Raw genomic sequence first — 19,731 nt, forward strand, 5'->3', positions numbered from 1 at the left:
CTTTTCGCCCGCTTGACACCCCTCCTCACGTGTGGCTCGCTCGCTAGCGCTAGACGGGGGAGCCACCACCGCAACGCAACCACCTACGCAACAGCAAGCCGCCCAACACAAACAGGCGTGCCATCAACCCGCTCAAGGCGTTGGAGGGGCTCCTTTGGGAGTGTCGGGGGTTTGGGGGCAGAGCCCCCCGACACCACGCACGCACCAGGCGCACGCACAGCGCAAGCCAACCACCCAGCAAACAGGCGACAAGATCACCGACGAGCCGACGGGATCAACCCGGCCTGCAACGGCAACAACGGCGCGACAACCCGAGAAAACGGCCCCCGAACCACCATCCCCCCAACAGACTCAAAGGGCGCCGCCTCGTCGAACACGTCCGGCACCCGAGCAAAGACCGCGAACCGAGAATCCCAAGCCTGGACAACATCAAGACTCCCACCGGGAAGAAACCGGGAGAGGTGCACCCCGGCAACCTCCCCGCTCTCCCCCAGCAGCGGAAGCAGCCGGAACCCACCTTCCCGCCGCAACCGCCCGATCAACTCGACGCTGTCCATCTCACCGTCACATCCTGGCTGGCCGTGTCACGTCCCCGGCTGGGCCGCGACGTCCCGGACCGGGGCCGCCGACGACACCCCGTCCCGGTAAGCAGAGATCGCAGCATCCCGCTCCCGCACCGACCAGCCAAGGGGCGCGGCGATCAGTTCAGCCACCTGGCCCGCCACCGATACACCGAAGTCGAGGTGTTCCATGGCGATTCGTGTCCGCCTGGCAAGAACGTCCTCCAGTCCCAACGCACCTTCGTGCGTGACCGCGTAGACGATCTCCGCCGCGAGGTACCCGGCCACCGGCTCCGCCAGCGACGGATCCTGTGCGATCAAAGCGAGGACGTCTGACACCGCAGACCCGTAGCGGCGCAGCAGACGTTCCACTGTGGACGTGGGCAGGCCGGACTCGGCCGCGACGCGAGCCCGGTCCGCCCACAGCTCGTGGAACCCGACCGCCCCGCACAGCGGCAGCCGGGCGGTCAGCGACGGCGCCACCGCGCGGCCGAGCCCGGCGACCGCGGCGTTGACGACGTCCGCCGCCATCACGCGATAGGTCGTGTACTTGCCGCCGGCGATCACGAAGAACCCCGGCTCGGGTTCGGCGACCGCGTGCTCGCGCGACAACTGGGCCGTGTCGCCGGACGCACCGTCCAACAGGGGCCGCAGCCCCGCGTACGTGCCGACGACGTCGGACTCCGACAGCGGCGTGCGGAGGACCGCGTTCACATGGTCGAGGATGTACGAAACGTCCTCGGGGGTGGCGGCAACGTCCTCAGGCGACCCGGAGTAGGGCGTGTCGGTGGTGCCGATGATCCAGTAGGCACCCCACGGGATCACGAACAGCACCGACTTCTCGGTCTGGGTGATCAGACCGCCGTCCAGCTCGATCCGCGAGCGGTCCACGAGAACGTGCACGCCCTTGGACATCCGCACGTGGAACGGCGCCGTCCCGGGCGACATCGAGTTCAGCGAGTCGGTCCACACACCGGTCGCGCTGATCACTCGCCGCGCACGGACCACATGTGTCACACCGGAAAGCTCGTCCCGGACGGACGCACCGGAGACACGTCCGGAGGTGCGCAGCAAGGACGTCACCCGAGCCCTCGACACCACGGTCGCGCCGTGCTGCGCGGCGGTGCGGACGAGGGTCGACACCAGCCGGGCATCGTCCATCTGCGCGTCGTAGTAGCGGATCGCGCCGGCGAACGCGGAGGCGTCGATGGACGGCCCGACCGACGCCATCTTCGACCGCGACAGGTGCCGGTGCATCGGCACGGCACCGGCGCCGCCGATCGAGTCGTACAACATCACGCCCGCGCCGACGTAGGCGCGTTCCCACTGCTTCTTCAACGGGAAGAGGAACGGCACCGGCCGCACCAGGTGCGGTGCGAGCCGGCGCAGCAGCAGGCCGCGTTCCTTCAGGGCCTCCCGGACCAGCTTGAACTCCAGCTGCTCCAGGTACCGCAGCCCGCCGTGCACGAGCTTGCTGGACCGGCTCGACGTGCCCGCCGCCCAGTCGTCTGCCTCGACCAGCGCGACGGACAGGCCGCGGGACGCCGCGTCCAGCGCCGCACCGGCACCGACCACACCACCTCCGACGACCAGCACGTCGAACTCCGTGCTGCCCAGCGCTTCGAGCGACTGCGCACGCCGAGCCGGATCCAGCCTCGCGAACAACTTCTTCAGCTCCTCTAAAACAGACTCAGCGGACGTCGGCGTCGACCCAGTCGAACGACTTGGTCACCGCCTTCTTCCAGTTGCGGTACTCGCGCTCGCGCTCGTCGGCCGCCAGCTCCGGGGTCCAGCGCTTGTCCTCTGCCCAGTTCGCGCGCAGCTCGTCGAGCGACGACCAGTAGCCGACGGCCAGACCGGCGGCGTACGCGGCACCGAGCGCGGTGGTCTCGGCGACGACCGGACGGACGACCGGCACGTCGAGCACGTCCGCCTGGAACTGCATCAGCAGCTCGTTGGCGACCATGCCACCGTCGACCTTCAGCTCGGTCAGCGGCACGCCGGAGTCGGCGTTCATCGCGTCCAGCACCTCGCGGGTCTGGAACGCCGTCGCCTCCAGCACGGCGCGCGCCAGGTGGCCCTTGTTGACGAACCGGGTGAGGCCGACGACCGCGCCGCGGGCGTCCGCTCGCCAGTACGGCGCGAACAGACCGGAGAACGCGGGCACGAAGTAGGCGCCGCCGTTGTCCTCGACCGACCGCGCGAGCGTCTCGATCTCCGGCGCGGAGCCGATGATGCCGAGGTTGTCGCGCAGCCACTGCACCAGCGAGCCGGTGACCGCGATCGAGCCTTCGAGCGCGTAGACGGGGGCCTCGTCACCGATCTTGTAGCAGACCGTCGTCAGCAGGCCGTTCTTCGACGCGACCTTCTCGGTACCGGTGTTGAGCAGCATGAAGTTGCCGGTGCCGTAGGTGTTCTTCGCGGTGCCGGGCTCGTAGCAGGCCTGGCCGAACGTGGCGGCCTGCTGGTCGCCGAGGATGCCGGCGATCGGCACGCCCTTGAGCACACCGCCCGACCCGGTCCCGTAGACCTCCGACGAGGACTTGATCTCCGGGAGCATCGAGACGGGGATGCCCATCTCCCCCGCGATCTCGGCGTCCCACTGCAGCGTGTCGAGGTCCATCAGCATGGTCCGCGACGCGTTGGTGACGTCGGTGGCGTGCACACCGCCGTTGGGGCCGCCGGTGAGGTTCCACAGCGTCCACGTGTCGGTGTTGCCGAACAGCAGGTCGCCGGCCTCGGCCCGCTCACGGGCGCCCTCGACGTTGTCGAGGATCCAGCGGATCTTGGGACCGGAGAAGTAGGTGGCGAGCGGCAGGCCGACCTTCGCCTTATAGCGCTCGGCACCGCCGCCGAGAGCGCCGAGCTCCTCGACGATCGCCTGTGTGCGGGTGTCCTGCCAGACGATCGCGTTGTAGACGGGTTCGCCGGTGTTCTTGTCCCACACCACCGCGGTCTCGCGCTGGTTGGTGATGCCCACGGCGGCGAGGTCGCCGGTGTTGAGGTCGGCCTTGGCGAGCGCCTGACCGATCACGAACCGGGTGTTCTCCTTGATCTCGACCGGGTTGTGCTCGACCCAGCCGGCCCTCGGGAAGATCTGCTCGTGCTCCTTCTGGCCCACGGCGACGATGGAGCCGCTGTGGTCGAAGATGATGGCCCGCGTGCTGGTCGTGCCCTGGTCGACGGCGAGAACGTACTGCGTCATCGGAGAGGTCCTTTCGGGATGGTCAGGGGACGTCAGATCGCGATCGCGGCGACGACACCGGCGAGCGCGCCGCCGAGGAGCGGGCCGACGACCGGCACCCAGGCGTAGCTCCAGTCGGAGTCCTTCTTGCTGACCACATCAGTTTTGGCAGCCTCGCCCTCGGTGCCCTTGTAGGACAGCGGCAGCAGGGCGTGCGCGATGCGCGGACCGAGGTCGCGGGCGGGGTTGATCGCGTAGCCGGTCGGACCGCCGAGGGAGGCGCCGATGCCGACGACGAGCATCGCCACGGCCAGCGGGCCGAGCTGGGTGGGCGTCTTGCCGAACGCGAGGACGACCATGACCAGGACGAACGTGCCGATGACCTCGCAGACGAGGTTCCAGGCGTAGCTGCGGATCGCCGGGCCGGTCGAGAAGACGGCGAGCTTGAGGCCCTCGTCGGGCGTCTCGTCGAAGTGCGGCTTGTAGGCGAGCCACGCGACGACCGCGCCGAGGAACGCGCCGATCATCTCACCGGCGAAGTAGACGAGCGTCGAGCCGAGGCTGACCGGCACACCGGGGGCGTACTCGGACGCACCGCTGGTGAGGATGCCGACCGTCACGGCGGGGTTGAGGTGCGCACCAGACTTGTACGCGATGTAGACACCGGCGAAGACGCCGAGGCCCCAGCCGAAGTTGATCAACAGCCAGCCGCCGTCGAACCCCTTCGACTTGGCGAGCAGCACGTTGGCCACCACGCCCGCACCCATCAACAGCAAGACGCCCGTGCCGAGCACCTCGCTGAGGAAGACAGTCCCGAGACCCACGCTGGCCTCCCATTCGTCCTTGAACGGCTGATCACCCCGTGGTGACTGAGCCGGAACGTAATGAGCCGCGTCACGCCTGCTCAACGGGCGCGTTTCGACAATGTCGACACCTGCGACCCCCGAACGCGTGACCACCCGGTCACGCTGCGCGCAGACAAGGCGTTTCAGGCCGGTTTCCGAGGGTGACGGCCGCCCTAACTGTTCGACATTGCCGACACGGGTCGTCTCAATTACGTTTTCCGGGTGCCGGGACCCATCCAGTCGATCGAACGCGCCGCCGCCGTGCTGCGGCTGCTGGCGCGCGGCTCCGGCCACCACGGTCTCACGGAGATCGCGGACTCGCTCGGTCTGGCGCGGGGCACCGCGCACGGGATTCTCCGGACGCTGCAACGGGTCGAGTTCGTCGAGCAGGACCCGGCGACCGGCCGCTACCGGCTCGGCGCGGCCCTGCTCCACCTCGGAACGTCCTATCTGGACGCCAACGAGCTGCGGTCCAGATCGATCAACTGGGCCGACACGCTGGCCGCCCGCAGTGGTCAGGAGGTCAGGATCGGCATGCACCACGACGGCGCCGTGCTCGTCGTGCACCACGTGTTCCGGCCGGACGACTCCATGCAGACCCTCGGCATCGGCGCGATGCTGCCGCTGCACGCGACCGCGCTCGGCAAGGTGCTGCTTGCCTACGACCCGGACCTGTCCGCGGCCGCGCGCCGGCGGGAGCTGACGTCGTTGACGCGCAGGACGATCACGCGCGCCCAGATGCTGGAGCGCGTGCTGACGGAGGTCCGGTCGCAGGGCTGGGCGGGCGAGGCCGAGGAGTACATGCCGGGCGAGGCGAGCATCGCCGCGCCGATCCGGATCCCCGGCGGCCTCGTCGTCGGCGCGATCGGGATCTCCGGCTCCGCCGACCGGCTGTGCGACTCGGCGGGGCGGCCGCGCGCCGCGCTGGTGAGGCTGGTCGCGCAGGCCGCGGAGTCCGTGACCACTTCGCTTGTCGACGAGAACTGAGGGGCTCGCCGTGCAACGGTTCGTAATGGCCATCGACCAGGGGACGACGTCGACGCGCTGCATCGTGTTCGACCAGAACGCCCGGCTCGTCGCGGTGGCCCAGCGCGAGCACCGCCAGTACCACCCGCGGCCGGGCTGGGTGGAGCAGGACGCGGTCGAGATCTGGCGCAACGTCGACCGGATCATGCCGCAGGCGCTGCGGCAGTCCGGGATCACCGCCGACCAGGTGGTGGCGCTGGGCATCACGAACCAGCGCGAGACGTTCGTGCTGTGGGACCGGCACACCGGCGTCCCCGTCGGGCGCGCGATCGTCTGGGAGGACATCCGCACCGAGGAGCTCGTCGCGCAGTGGCAGAGCAAGCCGGGGATCGAGGAGGTCCGCGACCGCTGCGGCCTGCCGCTGGCGACCTACTTCTCGGCGCCGTCGCTGCGGTGGATGCTCGACAACGTCCCCGGCCTGCGCGCGAAGGCCGAGCGCGGCGACGTCCTGTTCGGCACCATGGACACCTGGCTGATCTGGAACCTCACCGGCGGCGTGAGCGGCGGCCTGCACGTCACCGACGTGACCAACGCGTCGCGGACGATGCTGATGAACCTCTCGACGCGCCAGTGGGACCCGGTGCTGCTCGAGTTCTTCGGCGTGCCCGCCTCGATGCTGCCGGAGATCCGGCCGTCGACGGAGATCTCCGGCACGACCACGCGGGTGGTGCCGGGCATCTCGATCACGGCGGCGCTGGGCGACCAGCACGCGGCACTGTTCGGGCAGACCTGCTTCGAGAAGGGGTCGATCAAGGGCACCTACGGCACCGGCGGGTTCCTGCTGATGAACACCGGTACCGAGCTGGTGCGGTCGAAGCACGGGCTGCTCACGACGATCGGCTACCAGATCGGCGGCGAGCCGGCGTACGCGCTGGAGGGCTCGATCGCCGTCGCCGGGTCGCTGGTGCAGTGGTTCCGCGACAACCTCGGCCTCATCCACTCCGCGCCGGAGATCGAGACGCTGGCGCGGACGGTGAAGGACAACGGCGGCTGCTACATCGTGCCCGCGTTCTCGGGGCTCTTCGCGCCGCACTGGCTAGCGCAGGCGCGCGGGCTCGTCGTCGGGCTGACGTCGTACATCAACAAGGGCCACCTGGCGCGCGCCGTGCTGGAGGCGACCGGCTGGCAGACGCGCGAGGTCGTCGACGCGATGAACGCCGACCTCGGGACACCGACGCCGGTGCTCAAGGTGGACGGCGGAATGACGGCCGACCACCTGCTGATGCAGTTCATCGCGGACGTGCTGGACGTGCCGGTGATGCGGCCGCTGGTGGCGGAGACGGTGTCGCTCGGCGCCGCCTACGCCGCGGGGCTCGCGGCCGGGTACTGGCCGGACCTCGAAGGCCTGCGGCGCAACTGGCACCTGGCCGCGCGGTGGAACCCGGTGATGGACGCCCGGCACCGCGAGGACGAGTACGCGAACTGGAAGCGGGCCGTGGAACTGACGTTCGCCTGGGCCCGCTCCAGTCCGTCCACTTAGGAGCGCTGCTTGCGCACCCAGGCGGCCACGTCGTCCGCCGCGATCGGCAGCGCGTCCGACAGGACGTCCGCGCCCGTCGACGTGACGACGAGGTCGTCCTCGATGCGCACGCCGATGCCGCGCAGCTCCGGCGGCAGCGTCTCGTCGTTGGGGTGGAAGTACAGGCCCGGCTCGACGGTCAGGACCATGCCGCGTTCGAGGATGCCCTGCTGGTAGGTCTCCTGGCGGGCGTCGGCGCAGTCGTGCACGTCGAGGCCCAGGAAGTGCCCGGTGCCGCAGACGATGTAGCGCCGGTGGTGCTGGCCGCCGGGGTCGAGCGCCTTGTCGACGCTGACCGGCAGCAGGCCCCAGTCGTGCAGGCCCTCGGCGAGCACCCGCATGGCGGTGTGGTGGAAGGCGCTGTAGTCGTTGCCCGGCCTGACCTCCGCGAGCGCCGCGACGTGCGAGGCGTGCACGAGGTCGTAGACCTGGCGCTGGGCGCCGGAGAACTCGCCGCCCACCGGGAACGTGCGGGTCACGTCGGCGGTGTAGAGCGACCTCATCTCCACACCGGCGTCGAGCAGCAGCAGGTCGGCGTCGTTCACGCGGCCGTCGTTGCGCGTCCAGTGCAGCACCGGGGCGTGGTGGCCGGCGGCGACGATCGAGATGTAGCCGGGGCCGTTGCCCTCGGTGCGCGCACGGCGGTCGAACGTGCCCTGCAGCCAGCGCTCTCCCCCGCCGCGCACCGCTTGGCCGAGCTCCATGGCGACGTCGGCGAAGCCCTTCACGCTGGCGTCGACGGCCTGGCGGAGCTGGTCGACCTCCCAGTCGTCCTTGATGCGGCGCAGCTCGGCGAGGGTGGTGCGGAGGTCGTCGCTGTGCGAGCCGGTGAGCGCGTCGAGCAGCGGGTCGACGCCCTTGGCCGTCAGCGTCTCGGGGTGACGGCCGCGCAGGGCGGTGGCGAGGTCCTCGATCGGCCGGGCGGTGATGCCGAGCGCCTCGCCCCACTCCTTCGGGCCTGCGGCGGCGCCGATCCAGAACGGGCTGCGGTCGGCGTCGCCGAAGAAGTCGACGCTGTGGGTCTCCGACGGCACGGGCACGAACACCGTCGCGTCGTCGCCGGACATCACCAGCACGGCGCCCTCGACCTGGCAGCCGGTCAGCCACACGAAGTCGCTGTCGGCGCGGAACTCGTGGAACATGTCGTTGGACCGGACGTGCGCCCGTCCCGCCGCTAGCGCGATCCTCTTGCCCGGCAACGCCCCGGCGAGCCGTGCGCGGTGCTCCCGGGCGGCCTCGGCGGTGCCCGGCGGCAGGTCGATCGAGCTGTCCCACTCGCCCCAGCCGTCGCGGATGTAGGTGCGGAACCCGTCCGCGTCCACCAGTTTCGCCATGTCGCGGCGTGTGCGAGCCAATTCGCTTCCCTCCGGAGTGGTCCTCGCCTACCACCCTCGCGCCTCCCGGCGGGGTCCCGCCAATCCGGATCGGGGATAGCCTGGAGCTATGGAACTGGAGATCCGGCACCTGAGGGCGGTCTGCGCCATCGGCGACGCGGGCAGCCTCTCGCGCGCGGCGACCCAGCTCGGCATCTCCCAGCCCTCCCTGACCACCCTGCTGCAACGGGTCGAGCGACTGGTCGGCGGCAGGCTCTTCGACCGCGGCCGCGCCGGCGCCGTCCCCACCGCCCTGGGCGCGCAGATGCTGCAACGCGCCCGGTTGCTGCTGGTGGAGCTGGACGCGTTCGGCTCGGACATGACCGGCCGGGACGGACCGGTCCGCTTCGGCTCGGTGCACATGGAGTGCGTCGCCCCGCTGTACGCGCGTCTGGAGACCCTGCTCGACGACGTGACGATGGTCGTCGACCCGTCCTCGACAGGCCTCGCGCTGGCGTTGGGGAACGGCCACCTCGACGCGGCCGTGATCGCGGTCGACGAGGAGGGCGACCTCGGCCTGCCGCGCGGCGTCGGACAACGGATCGTGGTGCCGTGGGTGCCCGTCCACATCGCACTTCCCGCCTCACATCCCCTGGCCTCGCAGTCGGAAGTGCACCTCGCCGACCTGGCCGACGCGTCGTGGGTCGGCCCGCCGGGAGCCGAGGACGGGTCGCTGACGGCCCTGCGCGCGGCCTGCCGGGCGGTGGGGTTCGTGCCGCGGATCCGGTTCGAGATGCCGAGCGGCGCCGGCCGTCAGCTGATCGCGGCGGGCCAGGCCGTGCAGCTGGTCGAGCCGACGTCGCAGGGCGGTCCGGGGGTGGCGGTGCGGCCGCTGGCGGGGTCGCCGATGCGGATGCGGCTGGTGTTCTGCTGGCGGCGGGAACGACTGCGCTTCGGCCAGGCGAGCAGGGTGTTCGCCGAGGTGCTGGCGGCGTACTCGGAGCAGGCGCTGGCCAGTCCGGTCTTCCGGCCGTGGTGGGAGGAGCGGGGAGCGGCGCTGACCTCGACGGGCTGAGACCACGCGGCCCGGCGTCCACCGGACCGCGCGACTCCCCCGTCAGGCCACCGTGCCCAGCCAGGCGAACCAGTCCGCGTCGTACCGGGCGCCGACCACCCGCGTCAGGTGGTCCCGGGCGCCCGCGACAGGTCCCAGATCGCGCACCACGCTGTGGAAGGCCGCGTCCTGACCCGCGAGGGAGGCGCACGTCTGGCGGAGCTGCGTCCGCGTCAGCTGCTGGGCGCGGATCCTCAGCGACGCGCTGCACGTGTACCGCACGGTGAGCACGCGGCGGTCGATCGTCGCGCGGAAGTCGCACGTGCCGTAACGGCCGCGGTTGGCCTTGTCGTACCAGTCGGCCATCTCGGCGACGCCGACCCACGGCGGCGCGAGCCGGCCCACGACGTCGCCCCGCCGCGCCAGGTCGGTGAGCAGGGAGCGCGGCGCGATGTCGTTGTACTGCAGGAACCTGCCGAGCTAGCGGGTGGCGTCGTGGACCAGGTACTGGCGGTCGTCGTCGGCGCTGGTGTAGTTGTCCAGCACCGAAGTCAGCGCGCGCAGGTCGGCCGGGTAGTCGACGGCGGTAGCGCGGACCGGTGGCGTGGTCGTGTGGTGGAGGTTCCTGGCCACCTCCGGCGGCAGCAGCGGGCTTGCCGGCGTGCTTTCGGCGGCCTGCGCCGTGGCGGGTGCGAGCAGACCGGCCACCAGCGCCAACGCGAGCGATCTCATGAGGTCCTCCGCAGGGGGCGAGGTGCCTCCGAGCGTCACACCACCGGTGATCCCGCGATCATCTCGTCCGCTCATAGCCCGCTGCTATGGACTGCTACTCCGGCTTGGTCGGCTCCGCGAACAGCAGGTGCCGCACGTGCGCGGGTCCCTTGGCGAGCGCCCGCGCCGTCTCCTGGTTCTGCTGGTCGACGACCGTGCCGCGCTCGACGTGCTGGCGCAGGTGCTCCTGCCAGGTCGCGACGGTGAAGGTCTCGAGGAACGTCTCGGGCTTCTCGGTGTCGCGGAAGAGCCCCCACATCGTGGCGCCGGTGCGCCGCCGCGCCCTGCCGACGCGTTGCATGGCGTCGATGAACTCGGCCTCGTTCTCGGCCGCGACCGGCCATTCGACGGTGACCAGCACCGGACCGGCCTGGGTGTCGCCGATCTCCGGCGGCTCCTCCCAGTACGTGGCCGGGCTGACGTCGAGCGGCCGGTCGATCAACGGCAGCCACCTCGTCGCGCACGTCACGAGCACCGCCATCGCGACCGCGGGCACGATCATCGCGGTCCTCAGCCCGTACGCGTCCGCGATCGCACCCCACACCACGGCGCCGAGCGCCTGGCCGCCCATCAGGATCAGCTGGTAGTAGGCCAGCGCGCGGGCCCGCGTCCAGGCGGGCAGCATGATCTGCGCGGAGGCGTTGAACGTCGACAGCGTCGCGATCCAGCACGCGCCGGTGAACAGCATCGCCACGATCACCAGCGCCACGCTCGCGGTGAGCACCGCCGTGCTCGTGGCCGCCACGTAGACGAGCGTCGCGAACAGCACCAGCCGGTTCTTGCTCATGCGCTGCAACAACTTCGGCACCACGAACGCGCCGCCGATCGCCCCTGCGCCGACACTGCCGAGCAGCACGCCGTACCCGCTGGCGTCGAGCTGCAACGGCCCACGCGCGATCGCCGGCAACAACGCCCACAACCCGCTGCCGAACACGATGAACACCGTCAGTCGCGTGAGCACCCGCCGGAACAACGGCGAACTGCCCACGTACCGCGCCCCCGTCCGCAGCGCGGTGGTGATGTGCTCGGCTCCCAGCGGCCGGTGGTCCGACGGCCGCCGCCACCGGGCTAGGACGACCAGCACGCCGAGGAACGAGACGGTGTTGAACGCGAACGTCGCCTCCGGCCCCGCCAGCGCGATCAGCAGCCCACCGAGCGCCGGCCCGATCGCGCGGCCCACGTTCATGTTGACGCCGTTGAGCAACGCCGCCTGCGGGATCTCCTCGCGCGACACCAGCTCCGGCTGGATCGCCTGGAACGACGGCATCGACAACGCCTGCCCGATCGCCATCAGCGCCAGCAACCCGAGCAGACTCGCCGGCGACGCACTGCCCGTGCCCGCCAGCAGCATCAGCCCACCCGCGCCGAGCAGCATCAACGCCTGCCCGCCCAGCAGCACCCGCCGCCGGTCGAGGATGTCGCCGAGCGCCCCGGCCGGCACGACGAGCAGGAACACCGGCAGCGTCGTGGCGGTCTGCACGAGCGCGACCTGCAGCGCCGTGCCACCGAGGTCACCCATGAGCCACTGGGCACCGACGGTCTGCGCCCACGTGCCGATGTTGGAGGCGAACTGGGCGAGCCACAGCGCCCGGAACGCGCTGCGGCGCAGGGGCGCCCACGGGGAGACGGTCACCGCACGATCCTCACACCCTGGTGGGTGCGCCGCCGAGCGCCGGTGGAGGGAGAGGGGCGAGGGGCTTGCGGCTTCGGGGTTGGGGGCGGTGGGTTTTGGGGGTTCAGGAGCTTCGGGGGCGGAGGTCGGGACGGGCGCGTGGAGGACAGGCGGAGGATGGGCGGAGGGCCAGCCAGGCGCGGGGCAGGCGGACGCGGGGCAGGCGGACGCGGGGCAGGCGGACGCGGGGCAGGCGGACGCGGGGCAGGCGGACGCGGGGCAGGCGGACGCGGGGCGGGCGGACGCGGGGCGGGCAGGACGCGGGGGCAGGCGGTCGCGGGGTGGGCAGGACGCGGGGGCGGGACGCCAAGGGGGCCGGCGGGGCGGGCTTCGGGATCGAGGCCGCGTGAGGTCGGGGCCAGGGAGGGCGCGGTGCCGGTTCGAGGCGAGGGCTGGGCTGAGCCCGGCCGGCCTCCGAGCTTGACGGGAGTGCGGGCTCGCCGGGCGTCGGAGGCGGCGAGGGTTGCAGGCGGCAGTGCGGGGTCGCTGTCGATTCGGGGTCGGTGCGGAGAGCAGGGGCGAGACCAGGCGGGTCGGACCGGAGAGCGAGGGCGAGGGTGGAGGCGGGGCGAGGGTGGAGGCGGGGCGAGGGTGGAGGCGGGGCGAGGCGGGACGGGTTGGCGCGCGTCGGCGCGGAGACCAGGCGCGGGCTGGCCGGCGTGGGGCGGCGTGGCGTCGGGCGAGAGTGGCGCGGGGTGGCGGGTCGGCGCTGGTCGGCGCGGCGCGGCGTGGCGCTGGTCTGGGGTCGAGGCGCGGTTGGAGCGCTGCCGGAGCGCGCGCTGGAAGACCCGACGGGGCGGAGTGATTGACTTTGGTCCACACTGAAGCCATCAATCCGACAACACCCGCCGAACACCCCGAACCACCAGCCCCAAAGCGACCTGCACGTCTCAATAGGCGCCCAACCGTGTGAGTTGGGTCACGCGAACAGCCGCACCCGCCCCGCCACCACCCTGTGAACGACCCCCGCCGCACCCCTCCGACCACCGACATGAGAGCGCTCCCACACTCCCGCACACCGCCCCTAAAGTGCCCTTTCGCCCCCACCGCCACCACGGCCCCGACCTGCCGGGACAGATTGTGAAAAATCGCCTCGACCGGGTACGTATCCGATGAATCGTGACCACGTGTCCGAAAACTGCTCGATACTGCGCGCACAGTCGCCATGAGGAGAGAAAGGTCCGAGCACTCGTGATCACGCCCGAGTACTTGCTGTCGACCCGCGAGTTCGAGGTGCTGTGGCAGACGCTGCGGCTCGGCAGAATGCCGTACCCGCTCGACGTGCCCAGCGAGGGAGACACCGAACAGGAGCGCAAGGCGTTGCAGGACAGCACCCTCGAGGGGCTGCGCCGGCGCGGCATCGGTGACGACGCGCGGCTCGAGGACCTCATGCGGGTCCTCGACGACCACGAGGTGTCCGTCGACGCCGTCGCGGGGCTCGACCGGACCGTGCGGGCGCTGGCCGCGTCCAACGGGTCGCAGGCGGTGGTCGCGGTGATCGACGACGGCAGGGTCGGGCTAACCGAGATCAGGCCCACCGGGCTGGCCAGGGAGATCGTGCGGGTGCTGCCCGCGGGCGAGGCCGGTCCCGGCAGCGCCCTCTCCGTGCGGCTGGAGACGTTGCAGCAGGCGGTCGCGCTCCAGGAGGCCGAGCCGGAGGACGACGACTCCGAGGACCCGTGGGGCGCCGCGGACGACGAGCTCGACGACCGCCAGGCGCTGCAGAAGGCGGGGCTCTCCGCCCAGGACGCCCGGCAGATGGACGAGCTCGCGAACAACCGCGTCGCCGGCGGGCAGTTCGGCGTCACGCACGGCAGGAACCGCGCGGACGTGGTGATCAACTGGTTCGACACCCACCAGGGCCGCTACCTGATGGTGCGCTCCGACGGCTGGCTGAGCCTCTCGCCCACCGACAACGACCGCATCGCGACGCGCATCAACGCCGTGCTGGCGTGAGGCGATCCGAAGCACAGAACTGATCCAAAACGGTCATCGCGGGCGTACTCTGTCGAGTGCGCCCGCGCTCGTCTCACCGGGTCCCCGGATTCAACCGATCCGGTGATGGACGAACCTGAGCGTGATCAACCTCAAGACCGCCCTAAATTCCAGGTATTGACCTATGTGATTTGGATCACACAGCCCCCTGGTGACTGCCCGATCGAGTGGTGTGAACAGGGGCGGGACGCCCGTTCGGGCAGCAGGCGGAGAGCGCTCCCACAACCTGCGCAAACGATCACGTTCGTTACACGTCGTTCACCTGGTAGTGGCCCGTTTCGCCCCGACTCAGCGCATTGTGAACGTCGGTCTCATTTGGTAACTCGCACGCGGGAAAGCGAGCGATGTAACAAAGAACCCCCGATACTGCCCGCATGTACATCGTCGGTGACAACGACGCTGTCCCGCTCAAGGACACCGTCAGCTCGGGTCAGGTGCAGCTGGACCCGGACGCGGGCGAGGAGCTCCGCAAGCAGTTCCAGGCCCAGATCGACCAGGTCGACTCGTGGCTCGAGCGCGCGAACAACAGCATCGCCCGTCCGGCGCCGCTGGGCGCCAACCCGGTCGGCGACAAGATGCGCGACAAGTTCACCCACCGGGCGGAGGGTGAGCAGTACTCGTTCGTCAGCGTCATGACCGCGTACCGCACGGTTCTCGAGCAGACGAAGAACTCGATCGTGGAGGCGATCGAGAACTTCACGCGCCTCGACGAGGAACAGCAGACCGAACTGAAGAAGCACATGGGCACCACGGGAGCCTGACGGCCCCGTCGTGTCCATCGAGTCGAGAGGCGAGCCGGTCATGCCCCCCGAGACCGACCCCAGGCAGATCGAGAACGTCCCGGTCCTCACGGACCCGCAGAACTGGGCGTCGCGATCGCACCAAGAGCTCTACGCCGCGGTGCACAACAACAACGACCCCGGCCAGGCCGGCCAGATCAGCTCCGACTGGAGCAAGTACGGCAACGAGCTCACCGAGGCGTCGCGGACCATCAACTCCGTGATCACCGCGTCGGAGTCCAAGTGGACGGGCGGGGCCGCCGAGGCCGCGCGCGACGCGATGAAGAAGCTCGGGGACTGGGTCGACGAGACCGCCAAGACCGCTGTCGAGGTCGGCACCAAGGTCGCCGACCAGGGCCGCGTCATGGAGTCCGCCCGCGCGCAGATGCCGGCGCCCGTCGAGTTCGACTACAACAAGGCGGCCGCCGCGCTCTCGCAGCCGGGCACGCCCGCGTTCGTGGCCGCCTCGATGGACATCGCGATGGCCAACGCGGCCTCGCGGGCCGCGCACGACCAGGCGGTCACCGTCATGACCACCATGGAGAGCAACTCCCGGCAGATCGACTCGTCGGTGCCGACCTTCAAGCCGCCGTTCAACCCGAACACCGGCCAGGTCGAGGAACCGGTGATGGCCGTGGGCCGCTCGGGTGCGGCGCCCGCGCTCGGCGGCGTCGACGCCTTCATGTCCACCCAGGCCGCCAGTGCCGGTGCCGTCTCGGCCCCGCCCGGCGTCAACGGTGGCGCGGGTGGCGGTGCCGGTGGTGGCGCAGGCGGCGGCGGTGCCGGCGCGGGAACCGGTGCGAACCAGCCCGCCGCGGCGTCCTACAACCCGTCCGCTCCCGGTTACACGGGCCCCGGTGCCACGGGCTCCAACGGAGGTGGCGGCGGCGGTGGTGGCGGCGGCAGCTACACGCCGCAGATGCCGAACTACAACCCCGGCAGCAGCAACACCAACACGGCCGGTGCGTACACGCCGACCGCGCCGAACTACTCCCCCGCCGCGAACACCGGCAGCACGTACACCAGCGGCTTCAGTGGTGGCGGCAGCGGGGGCGGCAGCAGCACCTACACGCCCCAGATGGGCGGCTTCACGCCCGGTTCGACCGGCGGCAAGGGCGGCGACAGCCAGTACCAGTCGCAGATCCCCAAGGTGCCGACCGTCGGCAAGGACATCACCAACCCGAACTACGTGCCGCAGAATCCCAAGTTCAACCCCTCGGCGCCGGGTTACACCGGTCCTGGTGGAACCGGTGGCTTCGGTGGTGGCGGCGCCGGCGGTGGTGGCGGTGCCGGTGGTGGCGGCGGCGCGGGTGCCGGCATGAAGGGGTTCACCCCCTCCATGGGTGCCGGTGGCGGCGGCGGGTTCGGTGGCGGCGCGGCCGGTGGCGCGGGTGCGGGCGGTTCGATGACGCCCGGTGGCTCCGCCGGTGTGCAGAGCCAGATGCGCGGCGGCATGCCGATGGGCATGACGGGCCCCGGTGGCGCGTCCGCGGCCGGTGCCGGCATGGGTGGTGCCCCGATGGGCGGCGCTCCCGGTGGCGGCAAGGGCGAGGACGACAAGGAACACCGCTCCGCCAGCTACATCATGGGCGGCGACCTGTTCGAGGTCCCCGGTGAGAACCTGCCTCCGTCGGTCATCGGTGCCGCGAAGGCCAAGAAGCAGAAGGGGCCTGACGCGTCGTGATCACGCCGGAGTTCCTGCTCTCGCCGCGCGAGTTCGACGTCCTGTGGCACGAGCTGCGGCTCGGCAGGATGCCCTACCCGCTGGACGTGCCGAGCGAGGGCGACACCGAGCAGGACCGCCGGGTGCTGCGTGAGAACACGCTCGACGAGCTGCGCCAGCGCGGTCTGGTCGGCAACCAGCGGCTGGAGGACCACCTCCGGCTGCTGGACAGCCACAAGGTCTCCGTCGACGCCGTCGCGGGACTCGACCGGACCGTGCGGGCGCTGGCCGCGTCCAACGGCGACCGGGCCGTGCTGGCGATCATCGACGACGACCGGGTGGGGCTGCTGACCATCCGGGAGACCGGCATCGCCCGCGAGATCGTGCGGGTGCTGCCCGACGGTGAGCCCGGTCCGGGCACGGCGGTCAACGTGCGGGTGGAGACGCTCAAGGAAGCGGTCGCGATCAAGGAGGCGGAGGAGCAGAACGCCTCCGACGACTTCTTCGGCGTGGCCGAGGACAAGGGCGACGACGACCTGAACGCGTTGCAGCAGGCGGGGCTGTCCCCGCAGGACGCCAAGCAGTTCGGGGAGCTCGCGGCGAACCGCGTCGCGGGCGGCCAGTTCGGCGTCACCCGCGACCAGCAGCGCGCGAACGTCGTGATCAACTGGTTCGACACCCACCAGGGCCGTTACCTGATGGTCAACTCGGACGGCTGGCTCAGCCTCTCGCCGACTGACAACGACCGCATCGCCACCCGCATCGACGCTGTGCTCGCTTAGAAGAAAATCGCGCCGCAGTTGAACCACCGCCGCCGGAGGACCGTGTGACATCCGCGAACCCGTACCAGTGGGTCGAAGAGTACGAGGCCAAGCTGGCCGACCTGAAGCAGAAGTCGGAGAACCTGACCGAGAACTTCGCGGCGTCCTCCGCGACCGTGACGTCGAAGGACGGCGCGGTCACGGTGACGGTGGGCCCCAACGGCGGCCTGCAGAACCTCCAGCTGGGTCACCGCGCGATGGAGCTGGGCGGCCCCCGGCTCACCGCGGTGATCCTGGAGACCGCGCGCAAGGCCCAGAAGCAGGCGGCGGAGCAGGTGCTTGAGCTGTTCAAGCCGCTCGGCGAGGGCACCGAGGCGTACCAGATGGTCTCGGACTCGATCCCGGCGGACGAGAACGAGGTCGAGGAGAACGACACCTACGACGAGGTCGACGACGAGCCGGAACCGGCTCCCGCTCCCCCGCCGGTGAGCAGGCCGGCGGCCCCCGCGCCGCCGCCGGTCCGCGGGCGGCCCCGAGCGGCCGCCGACGATGACGACGACAACCAGCCCTGGTAAGGAACAACGATGACAGCGCCAGAAACCCCAATCGCGTCACCTCCCGGGATGAAGATCACCGAGGAGAACAAGCTCAAGGGCTCGTTGTTCATCGAGGCCTACGGCAGCCTCATCGACGGCATCAGCAAGGACGCGGAGTCCGAGACCGAGAAGGCTCTCGACATCACGTTCAACGCCATCGGTGCGGCCTCGGCCACGGTGATGCTCGCGATCGACCCCCTGGGCAGCATCATCGGTGCCGGCGTGGGCTGGCTGATCGAGCACGTGAGCTTCCTGCGCGACGCCCTGAACCAGCTGATGGGCAACCCGGAGGAGATCCAGGCCAACGTCGAGGCCAACAAGGCCCGCGCGGTCGAGCTCCGCCAGCTCGCCGAGGACCACAAGAGCGGCCTCGCCACGTTCGACGGCTGGACCGGTCAGTCGTCCGAGCGGTTCAAGACCTCGATGGACGGCATGTACCAGGAGCTCGACGAGCTCGCGAGCGCCGTCGAGACCAAGGCCAAGATCGTCGCGATCATGGGCATGCTGGTCACGGTGCTGCGCGACATCGTCCGCGACCTGATCGCCCAGCTCATCGGTTCGCTGATCGGTGGCGCGATCCTCGCCGCCGCCGCGATGATCCCGACGTTCGGCGCCTCGATCCCGATCTTCTGCGGCTTCGCGGTCGGCAAGGCCGTCGCGCTGGGCGTGAACATCGCGTCCCGCGTCGCGCGCGTCGTCGCCGCGCTGGGTCGCCAGATGAAGCGCATCGGCGACGTCGACGACATCATGAAGAAGATCAGCAAGGGCTGGGAGCGCTTCGAGAACGGCGCCGACGCCGCCGAGATCGGCTACGAGGGCTACAAGGCGCAGAACGACGTCGACAAGGCCGTCGACGAGGCGCGTGGCGGCAGCGGCCAGACCGGTGGCCAGACCGGTGGCCAGGGCACCGGCACCGGTACGGCCACCGCAGGCGCCACGGCAAGCAAGATGCTCGCGGACACCACCGCGGCGCAGGGTGTGCTGCACAACCGCGTCGGCACCGTCCAGGCCGACGGCACCGCGACGGCGACCGCCCCGATGATGGCCAGGATGGCGCAGGCGCAGCCGGCGCAGCAGGGCGTGCTCCGCGCCAAGGAGGCCCTGCAGCCCATGCAGCAGGGCGAGCTCCGTGCCCGGGAGGCCGTGCGACCGGCGCAGCAGGGCGAGCTCCGTGCCCGGGAAGCGCTGCAGCCGATGCAGGCCGCACACGTCGCACGCATGCCCGACGCGCCGCTGCAGGCCGCACACGTCGCACGCATGCCCGACGCGCCGCTGCAGCCGATGCAGGCGGCCCAGCGCATCGCGGCTGAACCGCTGCAGCCGATGCAGCAGGCCGTCCACCGCACGGAGATGGCACCGCTGCAACCGATGCAGCAGTCCGTGCACCGCACGGAGATGGCTCAGCCCGTCCAGCCGCTGCAGGCGGTGCACCGCACCGAGATGGCGCAGCCGCTCCAGCCGGTGCAGTCGTTCCAGCGGGTCGAGGCGCAGCCGCTCCAGCCGATGCAGGCGTTCGAACGTGTCGAGGCCCAGCCCGCGCAGATGTTCCAGCGCGCCGACGCGGCCACGGACTCGACGATGGTGTCCGGTGTCAGCCAGACGGCGGGGGCCCCGGTCCACGACGTTCAGCCGATGCAGGCGCGGGAGATGTACTACGCCGACTCCACGCCGTCCTCGGAGCCGCTCCAGCCGATGTCGGCGGGCTACGAGCCGATGGCGCGGACGCAGATGTCGTACGCCTCCGACGCCCTCGAGCCGGCGCAGCCGCGTGAGTACTCGCGCATCGAGGCCCAGCCGGTCTACGAGAGCGTCAACCCGCTCATGGCGAACGAGCCGCTCCGGCCGACCGCCGCCTTCGAGAGCGACCGGACGGACGGCGGCGCGGCGCGGCCGTAGTCGGTCCGAGCCCGCACGGTCCGCAGAGTAAGTCCAGCCGACAGCCGGGACCCCTGGTCCCGCCTCGTTCTGACGCAGTACTGGAGAAGCGCCGCTC

The 19,731-nt window shown here is 70.9% G+C and carries 17 protein-coding genes; 9 read left to right on the forward strand and 8 right to left on the reverse strand.

Annotation, left to right across the window (positions count from 1 at the left end; translation table 11 throughout):
- Nucleotides 1-254: 254 nt before the first annotated feature.
- Genes ACFWV3_RS35535 through ACFWV3_RS35550 form a run of 4 tightly spaced genes read right to left on the reverse strand, consistent with a single transcriptional unit; the run spans nt 255 to nt 4,568 of the window.
- On the reverse strand, nt 255-557 hold the full coding sequence (locus tag ACFWV3_RS35535; RefSeq protein ID WP_382417989.1) for a hypothetical protein: 303 nt from the start codon (nt 555-557) through the stop codon (nt 255-257).
- Between the two features lie 27 nt (nt 558-584).
- On the reverse strand, nt 585-2,225 hold the full coding sequence (locus ACFWV3_RS35540; protein ID WP_382417991.1) for a glycerol-3-phosphate dehydrogenase/oxidase: 1,641 nt from the start codon (nt 2,223-2,225) through the stop codon (nt 585-587).
- 25 nt (nt 2,226-2,250) lie between these two features.
- A complete protein-coding gene (gene glpK / locus ACFWV3_RS35545; RefSeq protein WP_382417993.1) occupies nt 2,251-3,765 on the reverse strand; it encodes a glycerol kinase GlpK in 1,515 nt (504 codons plus the stop codon).
- Between the two features lie 32 nt (nt 3,766-3,797).
- Complete coding sequence (locus ACFWV3_RS35550) at nt 3,798-4,568, reverse strand: MIP/aquaporin family protein (RefSeq protein WP_382417995.1); 771 nt, start codon at nt 4,566-4,568, stop codon at nt 3,798-3,800.
- A 243-nt stretch (nt 4,569-4,811) separates the two neighbouring features.
- Here ACFWV3_RS35550 and ACFWV3_RS35555 point away from each other — a divergent pair, with 243 nt between their 5' ends.
- Both ACFWV3_RS35555 and glpK (ACFWV3_RS35560) read left to right on the forward strand, forming a co-directional pair.
- Nucleotides 4,812-5,576, forward strand: a complete 765-nt coding sequence (locus ACFWV3_RS35555) for an IclR family transcriptional regulator (RefSeq protein ID WP_382417996.1) — start codon at nt 4,812-4,814, stop codon at nt 5,574-5,576.
- A gap of 25 nt (nt 5,577-5,601) precedes the next feature.
- Entirely contained in the window at nt 5,602-7,095 is a 1,494-nt protein-coding gene (gene glpK / locus ACFWV3_RS35560) for a glycerol kinase GlpK (protein ID WP_382418136.1), read from the forward strand.
- On the opposite strand, the gene ACFWV3_RS35565 is transcribed toward glpK (ACFWV3_RS35560), so the two are convergent.
- Nucleotides 7,092-8,468 carry an aminopeptidase P family protein gene (locus ACFWV3_RS35565; RefSeq protein WP_382417998.1) on the reverse strand — a complete coding sequence of 459 codons (1,377 nt, stop codon included), beginning with the start codon at nt 8,466-8,468 and terminating at the stop codon, nt 7,092-7,094. The two genes, glpK (ACFWV3_RS35560) and ACFWV3_RS35565, sit on opposite strands and share 4 nt — an antisense overlap.
- A gap of 109 nt (nt 8,469-8,577) precedes the next feature.
- Between ACFWV3_RS35565 and ACFWV3_RS35570 the strand changes: the two genes are divergently transcribed.
- Nucleotides 8,578-9,522, forward strand: coding sequence for a LysR family transcriptional regulator (locus ACFWV3_RS35570; protein WP_382418000.1), 945 nt, complete (start codon nt 8,578-8,580; stop codon nt 9,520-9,522).
- Nucleotides 9,523-9,564: 42 nt separating this feature from the next.
- On the opposite strand, the gene ACFWV3_RS35575 is transcribed toward ACFWV3_RS35570, so the two are convergent.
- From ACFWV3_RS35575 to ACFWV3_RS35585, 3 genes are all read right to left on the reverse strand, one after another.
- Nucleotides 9,565-9,906, reverse strand: coding sequence for a collagenase (locus ACFWV3_RS35575; RefSeq protein WP_382418002.1), 342 nt, complete (start codon nt 9,904-9,906; stop codon nt 9,565-9,567).
- A 75-nt stretch (nt 9,907-9,981) separates the two neighbouring features.
- Nucleotides 9,982-10,233, reverse strand: a complete 252-nt coding sequence (locus tag ACFWV3_RS35580; RefSeq protein ID WP_382418004.1) for a hypothetical protein — start codon at nt 10,231-10,233, stop codon at nt 9,982-9,984.
- Nucleotides 10,234-10,327: 94 nt separating this feature from the next.
- On the reverse strand, nt 10,328-11,905 hold the full coding sequence (locus tag ACFWV3_RS35585; protein ID WP_382418006.1) for an MFS transporter: 1,578 nt from the start codon (nt 11,903-11,905) through the stop codon (nt 10,328-10,330).
- 1,230 nt (nt 11,906-13,135) lie between these two features.
- Here ACFWV3_RS35585 and ACFWV3_RS35590 point away from each other — a divergent pair.
- From ACFWV3_RS35590 to ACFWV3_RS35615, 6 genes are all read left to right on the forward strand, one after another.
- Entirely contained in the window at nt 13,136-13,900 is a 765-nt protein-coding gene (locus tag ACFWV3_RS35590; RefSeq protein ID WP_382418008.1) for an ESX secretion-associated protein EspG, read from the forward strand.
- 413 nt (nt 13,901-14,313) lie between these two features.
- Entirely contained in the window at nt 14,314-14,700 is a 387-nt protein-coding gene (locus ACFWV3_RS35595) for a hypothetical protein (protein WP_382418010.1), read from the forward strand.
- A gap of 40 nt (nt 14,701-14,740) precedes the next feature.
- Nucleotides 14,741-16,402, forward strand: coding sequence for a WXG100 family type VII secretion target (locus tag ACFWV3_RS35600; protein ID WP_382418012.1), 1,662 nt, complete (start codon nt 14,741-14,743; stop codon nt 16,400-16,402).
- Nucleotides 16,399-17,163, forward strand: a complete 765-nt coding sequence (locus tag ACFWV3_RS35605) for an ESX secretion-associated protein EspG (protein ID WP_382418014.1) — start codon at nt 16,399-16,401, stop codon at nt 17,161-17,163. The genes ACFWV3_RS35600 and ACFWV3_RS35605 overlap by 4 nt, the downstream gene beginning before the upstream one ends.
- A gap of 44 nt (nt 17,164-17,207) precedes the next feature.
- Nucleotides 17,208-17,717 carry a YbaB/EbfC family nucleoid-associated protein gene (locus tag ACFWV3_RS35610; RefSeq protein WP_382418016.1) on the forward strand — a complete coding sequence of 170 codons (510 nt, stop codon included), beginning with the start codon at nt 17,208-17,210 and terminating at the stop codon, nt 17,715-17,717.
- A gap of 48 nt (nt 17,718-17,765) precedes the next feature.
- Nucleotides 17,766-19,634, forward strand: a complete 1,869-nt coding sequence (locus tag ACFWV3_RS35615) for a hypothetical protein (protein ID WP_382418018.1) — start codon at nt 17,766-17,768, stop codon at nt 19,632-19,634.
- Nucleotides 19,635-19,731: the final 97 nt, after the last annotated feature.

The organism is Lentzea sp. NPDC059081, assembly GCF_042738015.1.
Taxonomy (GTDB): Bacteria; Actinomycetota; Actinomycetes; order Mycobacteriales; family Pseudonocardiaceae; genus Lentzea.